Raw genomic sequence first — 13,942 nt, forward strand, 5'->3', positions numbered from 1 at the left:
GGGACGATAACGGCACGAAACGGGCGTCGCACGTGGATGTCCTGAAACCGGAAAGGTCCGCGTTGTGCACGCCCAGCTCACGGTCACGCCTGCCCAGCTGCCCGACATCCTGCTCACGACCGCCGTCGTCCGGCCGGTCTTCCTCTGGGGCGCGCCCGGAATCGGGAAGTCGTCGCTGGTCCGGGAATTCGCGGCGGCGCTCGGCCTCGAATGCGTGTCGCTGCTCGGCACCCAGCTCGCGCCCGAGGACCTGATCGGCGTCCCGCAGATCGCCGACGGCCGCAGCCGGTTCTGCCCGCCGGAGCAGATCGCCCGCGACGAGCCGTACTGCCTGTTCCTGGACGAGCTCAACGCCGCGTCGCCGGACGTGCAGAAGGCGTTCTATTCGCTGATCCTCGACCGCCGGATCGGCTCCTACGAGCTGCCGCCCGGTTCGGTGGTGATCGGCGCCGGGAACCGCGCCACCGACCAGGCGCTCGCCCGGCCGATGGCCTCGGCGCTGGTGAACCGCCTGGTCCACCTCCACCTGCGCGCGTCGGCGGGCGACTGGCTCGCCTGGGCGGCGGGCCACGACATCCACCCGGCGGTGGTCGAGTACCTGACCCAGCGCCCGGACCACCTGTGGAGCCAGCCGCCGAAGACCGAGGAACCGTTCTCCACGCCGCGGTCCTGGCACATGCTGTCCGACCTGCTGCACTCGGCGGGCGATCCGCTCGACGACGAGACCGTCGGGCTGCTCGCGTACGCCACGCTCACCCCGCAGCACGCCGGAGCGTTTCGGTCGTACCTCAAGGTCGCGCGGCACGCCTACGACCTGGAAGCCATCCTCAAGGGCGACGCGCGCTGGCCCGCCGAGCCGGACGAGCGCGACCTGCTCTACTTCCTCGCCGAGACGTTCCGCGTCCGGCTGGCCCGCGACCTGCCCGCGGACAAACGGCACGCGTCGGCGGCGGTGCGCCAGTTCGCGTTCCGCGCGAAGAGCCTGCTGGTGGAGCTGGCGGAGATCTCGCTGGAGATGGCGCAGCTGGTGATCGCGGACGACGAAGCGGGCAACCCGCGCCTGCCGTCGTGGTTCCTGGTCGAGGCCGCGCGCGACTTGCCGCGGCTGGTGGCGGCTCGGGCATGAGCAGTGTCCGTTCCGACGCCCGCCTCCGCGAACGCCGCAACAAAGCGATCGACGCGGGCTGGGCACTGGTCCGCGCGAACACCGTCCTGAAGCGGCTCGCGGAGCGCGCGAGCCTGGACCGCGTCAGCCTGACCGGCTCCGAGGCCTGGGCTGTCGTCGCCGACACCGGACTGATCACCGCGAACCGTGCCCGCGACGCCGATCCCGCCGAGTGGGCGTGGGTGTTCGCGCATCTGCTGCTGCATCTCGGCCTCGGCCATCTGGACGAGGAACAGCTCGCCGAGGCGGACGCGATCACCGCTGACCGCGCCGTCGAGGCGAGCTACGGCGCGGCGTGTTGCGTTGCGGTGCACCGGTTCGCGGAGGCGGTACGGGTCGGCACGCCGCTCACGCTCCTGCCCGAACTTCCCGGCACGGACGAGCTTTCCCTTGCCCGCTCTTGGCGCGACACCGGCGTCCCGGAGGTCTTCCGTGCGCTCGGCACCGGCGGCGACCGGCCGTGCCTCGCGCTCGCGGAGCCGCCGAGCCGCTGGCACGTCCAGTACCACGGGAAGTCCGCGCCGTGGACCGAGCGGTTCGCGCAGGGCCTGATCGCCTCGGCCACCGAGGCGATGGAGCGGGCCGCCGACGCGCGCGGCCAGACCCGGCACCGCCGGACCCTGGGGGAGTGGGACCGCGCGCTGGGCTGGTTCGCGTCGTCGTTCCCGCTGCTGGGCGCGGTGGCCGCCGGGTTCACGCTGATCGCCGATCCGGAGGTGGTCCGCGCCTGGGACATCTCGGTCGCGGCGGTCGACGCCGAACACGGCGAGATCTACGTCAACCCGCACGCCGCGCTGACCGCCGAGGAATGGCGGTTCGTGCTCGCGCACGAGATGCTGCACGCCGCGCTCCGGCACGACCGCCGCGCGCTCGGCCGCGACCCGTACCTGTGGAACGTCGCCTGCGACTACGTGATCAACGGCTGGCTGGTCGTCCTCGGCGTCGGCGAACTGCCCGGCGACGGGCTGCACGATCCGCAGCTCGCCGGGCTGTCCGCGGAATCGGTGTACGACATGCTGACCACCGACCTGCGCCGCGCCCGCAAACTGCGCACGCTGGGCGGCCGCGAGGCAGGCGACGTCCTCGGCGACTGGCTGTCCGAACCGGACGCCGCCGCCCGCCGCTCCTCGCGCCGCGCGGAACCCAAGCCGCTGCCGTGGCGCGAGGGCGACCGGGCCGGCGGCGTCGACCTGGACGAGTTCTATCGCCGCGCGCTCAGCCAGGGCCTGGTCTATCACCACGCGCAGGGCCGCGGCCTGCTGCCGCTCGGTCTGGAACAGGAGATCCGCGCACTGGACCACCCGCCGCTGCCGTGGGACGCGCAACTGGCCCGGTGGTTCGACGAGCACGTCCGGGCCGAGCGGCCGGTGCGCAGCTACGCGCGGGCGTCGCGCCGTCAGTCGGCGACGCCGGACATCCCGCGCCCGGGCCTGGTCCGTCCGGAACGCGTCGACCGCCGCGCGACCTTCGGCGTCGTGCTGGACACGTCCGGGTCGATGAACGCGGAACTGCTGGGCAAGGCGCTCGGCGCGATCGCGTCGTACGCGCGGGCCCGCGACGTCCCGGCCGCCCGGGTGGTGTTCTGCGACGCGGCCGCTTACGACGCCGGATACCTTGCGGTGGAAGACATCGCGGGCCGGGTGAAGGTCCGCGGCCGCGGCGGCACCCGGCTGCAGCCCGGTGTCGATCTGCTGCGCCGCGCCCCGGATTTCCCGGCGGACGGCCCGGTGCTGATCATCACCGACGCGCAGTGCGACCACGTGCGGCCGTCGCGGGAGCACGCGTTTCTGGTTCCGCGCGGCGCTCGGCTGCCGTTCGTGCCGCGCGGTCCGGTTTTCCGGGTGGAGTGACCGACGATGCGCGGACCCGTCGGTGACATGTCCGAATTGCGAAGCGCGCCGACGGACTCAGCGGCCTGAGCCACACTCCGGCGTGGCATGACCCACGCTCGCCGTGCGAGACCGCGCCTCGCCCATATGCTTCCGCGCATGGACGACCCGCACTACCTTTCCGGCCTCAACCTGACCGGCCGCCGCGTCGTGGTGTTCGGCGGCGGTTCCGTCGCTCAGCGCCGGCTGCCCCGCCTGATCAGCGCGGGCGCCCGCGTCGAACTGGTGTCGCCGCACACGACGCCGTCGGTGCAGGGGATGGCGGACGCGGGCGAACTGGTGTGGCATCAGCGCCGCTACGCCGAAGGCGACCTGAAGGACGCTTGGTACGCGCTGGCCTGCACGAACGACCCGGAGACCAACGCCGCGATCTGTGCCGAGGCCGAGCGGGAACGCGTCTTCTGCGTCCGCGCCGACGAGGGCGAGTCGGGTTCGGCGGTGACCCCGGCAACCGGACGGCACGGCGGTCTCCTGTTCGGCGTCCTGTCCGGCGGCGAGCCGCTCCGCTCGGCCGCGGTCCGCGATTCGATGCTGGACGGCCTGCACGCGGGCACGATCGAGGACGGCCGCCAGCCGCATCCGGAAGGCACGCTGCCCGGCGTCGCGCTGGTCGGCGGCGGGCCCGGCGACCCGGACCTGATCACCGTCCGCGCCCGGCGGCTGCTCTCGCGCGCCGACGTCGTGGTCGTCGACCGGCTCGGCCCGCGCGATCTGCTGGACGAGCTCGCGCCGGAGGTCGAGGTCGTCGACGCGGCGAAGATCCCGTACGGCCGCGCGGCGAGCCAGGACGTGATCAACCGGACACTCATCGAGAAGGCCAAGGAAGGCAAGTTCGTCGTCCGGCTCAAGGGCGGCGACCCGTACCTGTTCGGGCGCGGGTTCGAAGAGGTCCAGGCGTGCGCCGAGGCGGGCGTGCCGGTGACCATGGTCCCGGGCATCACCTCGGCGTTCGCGGTGCCCGCGGTGGCCGACGTGCCGGTGACGCACCGCGGGGTCGCGCACGAGGTGGTCGTCGTGTCCGGGCACGTCGCGCCGGGGGACGAGCGGTCGCTGGTGGACTGGTCGCTGCTGGCCCGGATGCGCGGGACGATCGTGCTGATGATGGGCGTCGAACGGCTGCCGAAGTTCGCCGCCGCCCTGCTCGAGGGCGGCCGCCCCGGCGACACGCCGGTCGCGGTGATCGAGGACGGGACGATGCGGACCCAGCGGGTGCTGCGCTCGACGCTCGCCTCGGTGGCCGAGGAAGCGGCGGCCGCGGGAGTCCGCCCGCCCGCGGTGATCGTGTTCGGCCCGGTGGCCGGGCTGGACCGGAATCAGCCCGGATAACGCAGACAGCGGGCCGTCCGCGCGCGAAGATGTCCGGTATGACCTTGCCTGCCCTGCCCGAGGAGTCCTTCCGGCGCGTGCTCTGCGTCGTCGCGCACCCGGACGACATGGAGTACGGCACGTCCGCGGCCGTCGCGCGCTGGACGGCGCGCGGCATCGAGGTCGGTTACCTCCTGCTCACCCGCGGCGAGGCAGGCATGCCGAACCCGCCCGAGGAGACGGCCCGCCTGCGCGTCGCCGAACAGCGCAACGCGTGCGCGGCCGTCGGCGTCGAGCGCCTCACCGTCCTCGAACACCCGGACGGCGTGCTCGTCTACGGCCTCGACCTGCGCCGCGACATCGCCCGCGAGATCCGCCGGTTCAAGCCCGACGTCGTGCTCGGCTGCGGATTCGACGTCGAAACTCCCTACGGCTTCGACCAGGCCGACCACCGCGCCGCCGGACTCGCGACCCTTGACGCGATCCGCGACGCGGGCAACCGGTGGGTCTTCCCGGAGCAGATCGACGACAAGGGCCTCGCTCCGCATTCGGCGCGCTGGTACCTGGTCCCGGGACTTCCGGGTTCCGGGGCGACCCACGGCGTCGACATCACCGGAGAGCCGCTGCGGCGCGGCGTCGCTTCCCTGGAGGCGCACGCCGCGTACCTGGCCGCGCTTCCGGACCACCCCGCGCCCGCCGACTTCATCCCGCAGTTCACGGCGATGAGCGGCAAGGCGATGGGGGTGGCGCACGCGGTGCTGTTCCGCGCCCACGACCTCCAGGCGCCGCCGGAATTCCCCGAAGCCGACCAGGACTGACCGCGGCCGGTCGAAAGTCCGGGGGAGCCCGGCGGGGCGCTGCTTCCGCAGGTCTCCCTTCCTCGCCGGGCGCGGGTCGGGAGGGTGCCTTTCGCGGACGAGCCCTGCCGCCGGAACGCACCCAATGCGGCATTGGTTGCGTCGCACGCACCCAACGCCACATTGGGTGCGCTAGCCCGGCCCCCGCGAGTCCCAAGCCCGCCCGCCCAGCCGACCGCGGTCGAGCCACCAGCGCAGCCGCCCCGCTGTGAAGCCAAAACGCGGTCGCACCCCACCAAGTCCGTGAAGGGCTCCTTGAGGGAATCAGATTCCCTCAAGGAGCCCTTCACGGACCGCGGGGGCCGGGCTCAGGCGGGGTAGCGGCGAAACGCGAAGTCCCGGATCGCCGCGCTCAACCGCTTCGGGTCGAACCGCAGCTCGACCGGGCTGCGGGCCTGGACGAACTCGGCGTTCGGCAGGTCCTCGGCCAGGCTGCCCGCGTCGCCGAACGGGTGGATCGGGTCGCCCTCGTGCCCGATCACCAGCGTCGGCGTGGTGATCGTGCCCCGGATCGACTTGGGCGGTGCGACCCGGCCGAACAGGACGCCGTGCAGCAGCGCGGCCATCGGCGCCGGCTCCTGGCTCAGCGTGTCCGTGATGACGTCCACCCACTGGTTCCCGTGCGGCACCAGGTGCGCGGCCAACGCCACTCCGCGCACCGTCGCGGGCAGGAAGCGCGCGGCGAACAACAGGGGTGCGAAGGTCAGCAGCCCGGCGATGATCGCGTTGTCCAGCACCGGCATTTCGACCACCAGCCCGCGCACCCGCGACGGAGCGGCCACGGCCACCTCCAGCGCCACGTTCGCGCCCAGCGAGGTGCCGCCGACCACCGCGTCCTCGATCTCCAGATGGTCGAGCAGCGCGACGGCCTGTTCGCCGAACGCGGGCATCGAATAGCGCCACGACTGCGTCGGCCGGTCCGAATCGCCGTGGCCGAGCAGGTCGAGGGTCACCACGCGGAACCCCGCGCGGGCGAGCCGCCTCGCCAGCGGCGCGTGCATCCGGCGGGTGAACATGATCCCGTGCATCAGCACCACGACGCGGTCGCCGCTGCCGTACTCGGTGTAGCACAGGCGCTGGCCGTCGTGCCGGAACGAGCCGGACAGCTCGATCGGCCGGGCCTTGCGGGCCGCCGCGGGTTCCGCCGGCGGGGCGTCGGCGACGGGCACGGGTGCCGGGTCCATACGGGCGCCTCCCTCTCCACCTCGGGTCTCCAGGAAAGCATCCCGCAGCGCCGTTGGCACAGTGTCAACCGGATGGGCTGGGGTCGGGGGGATGAGTCAAGATGATCGGCATGACCGAACCAGTAGCCGCCCTTCCCGAACTCGCCTCGCTCCGCGTCGACCTCGACGGACCGGTCGCCGAGGTGACCCTGCTCGGCCCGGGCAAGGGCAACGCGATGGGCCCCGACTTCTGGCGCGAGCTGCCGCTGGTGTTCGCCGCCCTCGACGCCGACCCGCGCGTGCGCGCCGTCGTGCTGACCGGAAGCGGCAAGCACTTCTCCTACGGCCTCGACCTGCCCGCGATGATGGGCGGCTGGGCCCCGCTGCTGGCGGGCGACGCGCTGGCCGGGCCGCGCACCGAGTTCCACCGCGAGATCCAGCGGCTGCAGCAGGCGGTCAGCTCGATCGCCGAATGCCGCAAACCGGTGGTCGCCGCCGTGTCCGGCTGGTGCATCGGCGGCGGCGTGGACGTGATCACCGCCGCCGACATCCGCCTGGCCAGCGCGGACGCCAAGTTCAGCGTCCGCGAGGTGAAGGTCGCGATCGTCGCCGACATCGGCAGCCTGCAGCGGCTCGCGCCCATCATCGGCGAGGGGCACGTCCGCGAGCTGGCGCTGACCGGCAAGGACGTCGACGCCGCGCGCGCCGAGAAGATCGGCCTGGTCAACGACGTGTACCCGGACCAGGAGACGCTGCTCGCCAAGGCCCGCGAACTGGCCGCGGAGATCGCCGCGAACCCGCCGCTGGTCGTCCAGGGCACCAAGCAGGTGCTGTCGGCGAACACCGAACGCCAGGTCGCCGAGGGCCTGCGCTACGTCGCCGCGTGGAACTCCGCCTTCCTGCCGAGCAAGGACCTCCAGGAAGCCGTCCAGGCCTTCCTGGAGCGACGAGCGCCGGACTTCAAGGGCGAGTAAAACAGGCACGGGAAAGCGAGCACGAGGAGTACGACGTGAGCAACGGCGCTGAGGTCACCGGCTACCAGGCATTCCGCGCGGCGCGGGACTATCTGCAGGCCCACCGCTTGGACTACGAAACCGCCTGCCGCGAGTTCGCGTGGCCGCAGCTGGACGAGTTCAACTGGGCCACGGACTGGTTCGACGCGATCGCGGCGGACCCGGCGAACGCGCAGCGGTACGCGCTGTGGATCGTGGAAGAGGACGGCACCGAGAACCGCTGGACGTTCCCGGAGATGTCGGCCCGGTCCAACCAGGTCGCGAACTGGCTGCGCGGCCTCGGCGTCGCGCGCGGCGACCGGGTGATCGTCATGCTCGGCAACCAGGGCGAGCTGTGGGAGACCATCCTCGCGGCGATCAAGCTGGGCGCGGTCGTGATCCCGGCGTCGACGCTGCTCGGCCCGGCCGACCTCGTGGACCGGGTGGAGCGCGGCAACGCCAAGCACGTGATCGTGCGCGACGTCGACGCGGAGAAGTTCGCCGACGTCGCCGGCGACTACACGCGGATCGCGGTCGGCGAGCCGGTTTCCGGTTGGCACGCCTTCGAAACCGCGTACGCCTCGGCCGCCGAATTCACCCCGGACGGGGTCACCCGCGCCGAGGACCCGCTGCTGCTGTACTTCACCTCGGGTACCACCGCGAAGCCGAAACTCGTGCAGCACACGCACGTTTCCTATCCGGTCGGCCATCTGTCCACAATGTACTGGATCGGGCTGGAACCGGGCGACGTCCACCTCAACATCTCGTCGCCGGGCTGGGCCAAGCACGCGTGGAGCAACTTCTTCGCTCCCTGGAACGCCGAAGCGACGGTGTTCCTGTACAACTACGCGCGGTTCGACGCGGCGGCGCTGATGGCGCAGATGGACCGCTGCGGCATCACCAGCTTCTGCGCGCCGCCGACCGTGTGGCGGATGCTGATCCAGGCCGACCTCAGCGCGCTGCGGACGCCGCCGAAGAAGGTCGTCGGCGCGGGGGAGCCGCTCAACCCCGAGGTGATCGAGCAGGTCGAGAAGGCGTGGGGCGTCACCATCCGGGACGGCTTCGGGCAGACCGAGACCAGCGTCCAGGTCGCGAACACGCCGGGCCAGGACGTCGTGGCCGGCTCGATGGGCCGCCCGCTGCCCGGGTTCGCGGTGGCGCTGGTCGACCCGGTCACCGGCGAGCGCGCGACCGAGGGCGAGATCTGCCTGGACCTCGCGCACCGGCCGGTCGGCCTGATGGCGGGCTACGCGGACGACGACGAACGCACCTCGGCCGCCTTCGCGAACGGCTACTACCACACCGGCGACGTCGGCTCGATCGACGAACTCGGCTACATCACCTACGTCGGCCGCACCGACGACGTCTTCAAGGCGTCGGACTACCGGATCTCGCCGTTCGAGCTGGAGAGCGTCCTGCTGGAGCACGAGGCGGTCGCCGAGGCGGCCGTGGTGCCCGCGCCGGACCCGATCCGGCTGGCCGTGCCCAAGGCGTACGTCGTGCTCGCCTCCGGGCGCGAGCCGAACGCCGAGACCGCGCGCGAGATCCTGGCGTACGCGCGGGAGCACCTCGCGCCGTACAAGCGGATCCGGCGGCTGGAGTTCGGGGAGCTGCCGAAGACCATCTCGGGCAAGATCCGCCGGGTCGAACTGCGCGGCCGGGAAGGCGGCGAGCGGCCCGAGGGCGAGTTCCGCGAGGACGACTTCCCGGACCTCAAGTCCTGAGCCGCGGCGGCGGTCCCGGTCCTATTCGGCCGGGACCACCGCCGCCAGCACGGTCTGCTCGCCCTTGCTGCACGTGGTGCCGCCCTGCGCGGCGGGCGGGCCGGACACGCACAGCCAGCCGTCGACGGTCGCGTTGACCGGGTTGTTCGAGCCCGCCGCCTGGCGGCCGTTGATCGCCTGGTGGAACTTCTTGACGAGCGCCATCGCGTCCGCGCACGGGATGGCTTTGTTGTCGTAGACGTACAGCGTCATCCCGCTCGCCGCGGTGACCGTGCCGCACGTGCCCGGAGTGGACGGCGGCGCCTGTTTTGACGGTTTCGGCGCGGCCGCGGTGCTGCTGGGCGCGGCGGGCGGGCTGCTCGCGCCCGCGGTCTGCGGCAGCGGCGGGGGAGCGTGCGTGCTCGGCGCGGCCGAGGCGATAGCGGAGGGCGCCGACGAGGCGGCTGCCGGTGGCGCTTGATCCCCCGAACAGGCGGTGAGCGCGGGCAAAACCACCACAGCCGCGCACAGCGGCCCGTACACGGTTTTCGACGGGAGCACCGCGATCCTTTCTCCGGGGTCGCGCCCATTCTGGCCCCTCGCGCCCCCGCTGAGCGGCACCGACACACCGGAGCGGCGCCGGTTGAGTCTACTGTGGACGGTTGGTTTCGCTTTCCGGACGGGGAAATCCGCATCGCCGGGACGCATCGTTCGGAGGAATCCGTCCCGGGGCGGTTAACGCTCGGCGGTCCCGCGCCGACGTAGAGGGCAGGCGCCCCGCGCGTTCCAGGTCCCCGAAGCCCGACGCCAGAGAGCACGAGTCACCGAGAGCATGAGCACCGAAACCGCCCCCGCAGCCGAGACCGACGCCCCGACCGACCCGCCGACCGAACCCTGCAGCGTGGTGTGGTGCGGCGGCCGCCCCTACGTGCTCGAAGCCGGAGCCGTGCGCCCGCGCTGGGTGGGCACCGACGGCCGCGGCCGCCCCGAAACGCTCAGCAACGCGCAACTGCAGCGCCGCGGCTGGAGCCACCGCCGGGCGGCCAGCAGGCGACGCTCCCGCTGAATCTTCCGCCGGACGGCGGCCGGAACCGGGGAGGGGTCCCGGCCGCCGTCCGGCGGATCCGCGTCTTTTCCCGGCGCTGCACCGATTCACCCGCTGCGGCGGCTCGGCCGCGGCATCGATTCACCCGCCGTGCTGGCTCGCCTGCCGCACCTCCTTGCCGCACTGCCTTACCGCGGCACCGGTTCGCTCACCGTGCCAGCTCGCCTGCCGCGCTGGCCCGCCTGCCGTACCGGGAGCTGCCGCACCGGCTTCCCGCGGCACCGGTTCACTCACCGTGCCAGCTCGCCTGCCGCGCCGGACCGGCTGCCGCACCGCCTTGTCGCGGCGTTGGCCCGCCCTGTTGCCTTCCCCGCTGCTGCGATTCACCTGCCGCACCGACGGAATCGTTCCAGCGCCGAGCCGAACGGCTCCGGCCGCGCCGATTCGCCGTGCACCCCGCGCCGCGCAGCGAGGTACGGGTGCGCGGCGGGCCCGCCGCAGCGCGCCTCCCCAAGGCACCGCACCGGCGGCGAGACCCACCCCGGCCTCGCACAGCGCCCGTCAGCCGGAGCGAAAAACCCACCGCCGCGCATGCCCCACCGCCGCACCAGACCAGAGCACCCCCGGACCTCCCGCGCCCGAACCCACCCCCAGCACAACCGAACCCCCGCCTTTCACCCCGCCAGGACAAACCTCGCGATCCCGTCCGCTCTAGGCTGACCGGCGTGACCACGGTCCCCGACGAGCCCCAGACCGAGCCCTCCCTGTGGCGGCAGGCGCTCAACGTCCCCAATCTGCTGTCGCTGCTGCGCCTGGCGGGCGTCCCGGTGTTCCTGTGGCTGCTGCTCGGCCCGAAGGAGGACGGCTGGGCGCTCGCCCTGCTGATCTTCTCCGCGCTCACCGACTGGCTCGACGGCAAGCTCGCCCGCTGGCTCGACCAGATGTCGCGGCTCGGGCAGCTGCTCGACCCCGCCGCGGACCGGCTCTACATCCTCGCCACGCTCGTCGCGTTCCTGATCCGCGACATCATCCCGTGGTGGGTGGTCGTGCCGCTGGTGCTGCGCGAGCTGGTGCTCGGGGTGTGCGTGGTGCTGCTGCGCCGCGGCGGGTTCGCGCCGCCCGAGGTCACCTACATCGGCAAGGGCGCGACCTTCGTCCTCATGTACGCCTTCCCGTTCCTGCTGCTCACGCAGGGCGGCTCGGACGTCGCGGCGGTCGCGCGGCCGATCGCCTACGCGTTCATGGTGTGGGGCGGCGTCCTGTATGTCTGGTCCGGGGCGCTCTACGTCGTGCAGGCGGCTCGCGCGCTGCGCACCCGGTGATGGAAGATTGTCGGCACGAAAGCCAGCACCAGGAAGGGGAGCGGCGTTGACCACTCCGGAAGAACTGCGCTACACCGAGGAGCACGAGTGGGTCGCGACCCGCGAGGGTTCGCTCGTGCGGGTGGGCATCACCGAGTACGCGCAGGACCAGCTCGGCGACGTCGTGTTCGTCGACCTGCCCGAGGTCGGCAAGCAGGTCGGGGCGGGCGACGCGTTCGGTGAGGTCGAGTCCACGAAGAGCGTCTCGGAGCTGTTCGCGCCGGTCGACGGCGAGATCGTGGCGGTCAACTCGGCGGTCGCCGATTCGCCGGAGCTCGTCAACTCCGACCCCTACGGCGAGGGCTGGCTCGTGGAGATCCGGCTCGACGACCCGGCCGGTCTCGAGGCGCTGCTCGAGGCCGAGGCGTACCAGGCCCTCATCAAGGGCTGAGCCGTTCGGCCGGGCCCCGGAGCCTCAAGGGGAGCCCGAGGGTTCCGGGCCGGTCGGGCACGGTACGTTGACAGCTGCACGTTCTTGGTCGATGACAACACTTCATGCGTAGAGGAGAGTTCAGGTGAGCACGAACGACGGGCCCGGCGTTCCCCCGGAGCAGTCTCCGGAGCGGACCTCTGTCTTCCGGGCCGATTTCCTGGCCGACATGGAAGGCCAGCAGGAGTCCGCGCCGGCCGCCGAGGCACCGGTGCAGGGCGTCGACGCCCTTCCGCCGGGTTCCGCCCTCCTGGTCGTGAAGCGCGGGCCCAACGCGGGCTCCCGCTTCCTGCTCGACCGCGACACCACCAGCGCGGGACGGCACCCCGACAGCGACATCTTCCTCGACGACGTCACGGTTTCCCGCCGCCACGCGGAATTCCGGCGCGAGGGCGGGGAGTTCGTCGTGATCGACGTCGGCAGCCTGAACGGCACCTACGTCAACCGCGAGCCGGTCGACCAGGCCGTCCTCGCCGGCGGCGACGAGGTGCAGATCGGCAAGTTCCGCCTGGTCTTCCTGACCGGCCCGGGGCACGGGGGCCAGGGGGCGCAGTGACGGCGGCCGGGCAGCCCGGTCGTCAGGAGGCCCGGCGGGACGGGTTGAGCATCGGGGCGGTGCTCGCGCAGCTGCGCGGGGACTTCCCCGATGTCACGATTTCCAAGATCCGCTTCCTCGAGGCGGAAGGCCTGGTCCGCCCGGGCCGCACGCCCTCGGGGTACCGGCAGTTCTCGCCGGCGGACGTGGAACGCCTGCGGTACGTGCTGTCCGCGCAGCGCGACCACTACCTCCCGCTCAAGGTCATCAAGGAGCAGCTCGACGCGGCCGACGCGGGCGCGCAACCGCCCGCGCCGGTCCCGTCGGCTCCCCAGCTGCCGCGTCGGCTCGTGCCGCTCGGCGACGGGAGCGATCCGGCGGGACTGCCCGCGGCGGCGGACTTCGAGACCGGGCCGGACACCCGGCTCACCCAGGAAGACCTGCTGGAGCAGGCGGGCATCGACGACGCGATGCTCGCCGAGCTGTGCCAGTACGGCCTGCTGCGCCCCGGCGCGGCGGGTTTTTTCGGCCCGGAATCGGTCCTGATCGCCCGCACCGTCAAGGCGATGACCGAATTCGGGCTCGAGCCGCGGCATCTGCGCGCGTTCCGCGCCGCGGCCGACCGCGAGGTCGGCCTGCTGGAGCAGATCGTGACCCCGGCGTACCGGCATCGTGACGCGGACGCGAAGGCGCGCGCGGACGAGGTCGTGCGCGAACTGGCCGCGCTGTCGGTCACGCTGCACACGCTGCTCGTCAAAGCCGGCATCCGCGGCGTCGCCGGCGATTGACCCTTATGCCCGAGACGCGTTGTCGGTCACTTGTCAATGACTGAACCTCAGCGCCGGGATGCCGTACCGTGAGAGACGGTTCGCGAGACCACGAACCGAGAATGTCCGCTGCGAGCGAGCACAGCGCCCGGATGACGGGTAGCGTCGGAGACAACGGTCGTCAGCCGTCGCCAGCGCTGCGGCCCGTGTGCACGAGAGGGAGGCGAAGCCCGATGAGCGAGATGCGCGTCGTCGGAGTGCGGGTCGAACTGCCCGCGAATCAGCCGATCTTGTTGCTGCGGGAGACCGAGGGCGAGCGGTACCTGCCGATCTGGATCGGCTCGGTCGAAGCCACCGCGATCGCCCTGGAACAGCAAGGCGTGCGGCCCGCCCGGCCGCTCACCCACGATCTGCTCAAAGAGGTCATCGGCGCGCTCGGCCGCGAGCTCGAGCAGGTCGTGATCACCGACCTCAAAGAAGGCACGTTCTTCGCCGAGCTGGTCTTCGACGGCGACATCCGGGTCTCGGCCCGCCCGAGCGATTCGGTCGCGCTGGCGCTGCGGATCGGCGTCCCGATCCACGCGGTCGACGCGGTGCTCGAGGAAGCCGGTCTGATCATCCCGGACGAGCAGGAAGACGAGGTCGAGAAGTTCCGCGAGTTCCTCGACTCCGTGTCCCCGGAAGACTTCCGCGGCGCCGACACCTGATCGCCCCTGCCCGGCGGTTTCCC

15 protein-coding genes are annotated in these 13,942 nt (G+C 72.3%); 13 read left to right on the forward strand and 2 right to left on the reverse strand.

The features are described from left to right. The first annotated feature begins 64 nt into the window (after positions 1 to 64). The 4 genes from DMP23_RS15270 to DMP23_RS15285 all read left to right on the forward strand — a co-directional run bounded on the left by DMP23_RS15270 (position 65) and on the right by DMP23_RS15285 (position 5,177). Positions 65 to 1,126 (forward strand): MoxR family ATPase, encoded by a 1,062-nt coding sequence (locus DMP23_RS15270; protein WP_337821419.1) that lies wholly within the window; start codon positions 65 to 67, stop codon positions 1,124 to 1,126. Then, a complete protein-coding gene (locus DMP23_RS15275; protein ID WP_337821420.1) occupies positions 1,123 to 3,015 on the forward strand; it encodes a vWA domain-containing protein in 1,893 nt (630 codons plus the stop codon). Before DMP23_RS15270 ends, DMP23_RS15275 begins: the two co-directional genes overlap by 4 nt. Positions 3,016 to 3,153: 138 nt before the next feature. Then, on the forward strand, positions 3,154 to 4,380 hold the full coding sequence (gene cobA / locus DMP23_RS15280; RefSeq protein WP_037806542.1) for a uroporphyrinogen-III C-methyltransferase: 1,227 nt from the start codon (positions 3,154 to 3,156) through the stop codon (positions 4,378 to 4,380). Positions 4,381 to 4,409: 29 nt separating this feature from the next. Next, entirely contained in the window at positions 4,410 to 5,177 is a 768-nt protein-coding gene (locus DMP23_RS15285; protein WP_337821421.1) for a PIG-L deacetylase family protein, read from the forward strand. Positions 5,178 to 5,524: 347 nt separating this feature from the next. Here DMP23_RS15285 and DMP23_RS15290 read toward each other — a convergent pair whose 3' ends face one another. After that, entirely contained in the window at positions 5,525 to 6,400 is an 876-nt protein-coding gene (locus DMP23_RS15290; protein WP_337821422.1) for an alpha/beta fold hydrolase, read from the reverse strand. Between the two features lie 101 nt (positions 6,401 to 6,501). Here DMP23_RS15290 and DMP23_RS15295 point away from each other — a divergent pair, with 101 nt between their 5' ends. Both DMP23_RS15295 and DMP23_RS15300 read left to right on the forward strand, forming a co-directional pair. Beyond that, the gene (locus DMP23_RS15295) at positions 6,502 to 7,353 is read left to right on the forward strand and encodes a crotonase/enoyl-CoA hydratase family protein (protein WP_443111268.1); all 852 of its coding nucleotides are present in this window, start codon (positions 6,502 to 6,504) and stop codon (positions 7,351 to 7,353) included. Between the two features lie 35 nt (positions 7,354 to 7,388). Then, positions 7,389 to 9,095: an AMP-binding protein gene (locus DMP23_RS15300; RefSeq protein ID WP_337821424.1), complete on the forward strand. Its 1,707-nt coding sequence runs from the start codon at positions 7,389 to 7,391 to the stop codon at positions 9,093 to 9,095. Between the two features lie 21 nt (positions 9,096 to 9,116). Here DMP23_RS15300 and DMP23_RS15305 read toward each other — a convergent pair whose 3' ends face one another. Then, on the reverse strand, positions 9,117 to 9,347 hold the full coding sequence (locus DMP23_RS15305; RefSeq protein ID WP_037714276.1) for a hypothetical protein: 231 nt from the start codon (positions 9,345 to 9,347) through the stop codon (positions 9,117 to 9,119). A gap of 13 nt (positions 9,348 to 9,360) precedes the next feature. On the opposite strand from DMP23_RS15305, the gene DMP23_RS15310 reads away from it, so the two are divergent. The 7 genes from DMP23_RS15310 to DMP23_RS15340 all read left to right on the forward strand — a co-directional run bounded on the left by DMP23_RS15310 (position 9,361) and on the right by DMP23_RS15340 (position 13,919). Beyond that, positions 9,361 to 9,555 carry a hypothetical protein gene (locus DMP23_RS15310; RefSeq protein WP_337821425.1) on the forward strand — a complete coding sequence of 65 codons (195 nt, stop codon included), beginning with the start codon at positions 9,361 to 9,363 and terminating at the stop codon, positions 9,553 to 9,555. A 351-nt stretch (positions 9,556 to 9,906) separates the two neighbouring features. Then, positions 9,907 to 10,140 carry a hypothetical protein gene (locus DMP23_RS15315; RefSeq protein WP_037805714.1) on the forward strand — a complete coding sequence of 78 codons (234 nt, stop codon included), beginning with the start codon at positions 9,907 to 9,909 and terminating at the stop codon, positions 10,138 to 10,140. Positions 10,141 to 10,844: 704 nt separating this feature from the next. Then, positions 10,845 to 11,441 (forward strand): CDP-alcohol phosphatidyltransferase family protein, encoded by a 597-nt coding sequence (locus DMP23_RS15320; protein ID WP_043834337.1) that lies wholly within the window; start codon positions 10,845 to 10,847, stop codon positions 11,439 to 11,441. Positions 11,442 to 11,487: 46 nt separating this feature from the next. After that, complete coding sequence (gene gcvH / locus DMP23_RS15325) at positions 11,488 to 11,871, forward strand: glycine cleavage system protein GcvH (RefSeq protein ID WP_037805718.1); 384 nt, start codon at positions 11,488 to 11,490, stop codon at positions 11,869 to 11,871. A 124-nt stretch (positions 11,872 to 11,995) separates the two neighbouring features. Next, positions 11,996 to 12,466, forward strand: coding sequence for a glycogen accumulation regulator GarA (gene garA / locus DMP23_RS15330; protein WP_009078859.1), 471 nt, complete (start codon positions 11,996 to 11,998; stop codon positions 12,464 to 12,466). Continuing rightward, a complete protein-coding gene (gene ftsR / locus DMP23_RS15335) occupies positions 12,463 to 13,233 on the forward strand; it encodes a transcriptional regulator FtsR (protein ID WP_063697699.1) in 771 nt (256 codons plus the stop codon). The genes garA and ftsR overlap by 4 nt, the downstream gene beginning before the upstream one ends. A gap of 212 nt (positions 13,234 to 13,445) precedes the next feature. Next, positions 13,446 to 13,919 carry a bifunctional nuclease family protein gene (locus DMP23_RS15340; RefSeq protein WP_009078856.1) on the forward strand — a complete coding sequence of 158 codons (474 nt, stop codon included), beginning with the start codon at positions 13,446 to 13,448 and terminating at the stop codon, positions 13,917 to 13,919. Positions 13,920 to 13,942 lie beyond the last annotated feature (23 nt).

The organism is Amycolatopsis sp. A1MSW2902 (genome assembly GCF_017312175.1).
GTDB classification, from domain to species: domain Bacteria; phylum Actinomycetota; class Actinomycetes; order Mycobacteriales; family Pseudonocardiaceae; genus Amycolatopsis; species Amycolatopsis nivea.

Excerpts from the sequence above, each read along its gene's own strand:
- cobA (WP_037806542.1), top strand. The coding sequence starts at position 3,154 with ATGGACGACCCGCACTACCTTTCCGGCCTCAACCTGACCGGCCGCCGC.
- DMP23_RS15305 (WP_037714276.1), bottom strand. The coding sequence starts at position 9,347 with ATGACGCTGTACGTCTACGACAACAAAGCCATCCCGTGCGCGGACGCG.
- DMP23_RS15315 (WP_037805714.1), top strand. The coding sequence starts at position 9,907 with ATGAGCACCGAAACCGCCCCCGCAGCCGAGACCGACGCCCCGACCGAC.
- DMP23_RS15340 (WP_009078856.1), top strand. The coding sequence starts at position 13,446 with ATGAGCGAGATGCGCGTCGTCGGAGTGCGGGTCGAACTGCCCGCGAAT.
- DMP23_RS15295 (WP_443111268.1), top strand. The coding sequence starts at position 6,502 with ATGATCGGCATGACCGAACCAGTAGCCGCCCTTCCCGAACTCGCCTCG.
- DMP23_RS15285 (WP_337821421.1), top strand. The coding sequence starts at position 4,410 with ATGTCCGGTATGACCTTGCCTGCCCTGCCCGAGGAGTCCTTCCGGCGC.
- DMP23_RS15290 (WP_337821422.1), bottom strand. The coding sequence starts at position 6,400 with ATGGACCCGGCACCCGTGCCCGTCGCCGACGCCCCGCCGGCGGAACCC.
- DMP23_RS15275 (WP_337821420.1), top strand. The coding sequence starts at position 1,123 with ATGAGCAGTGTCCGTTCCGACGCCCGCCTCCGCGAACGCCGCAACAAA.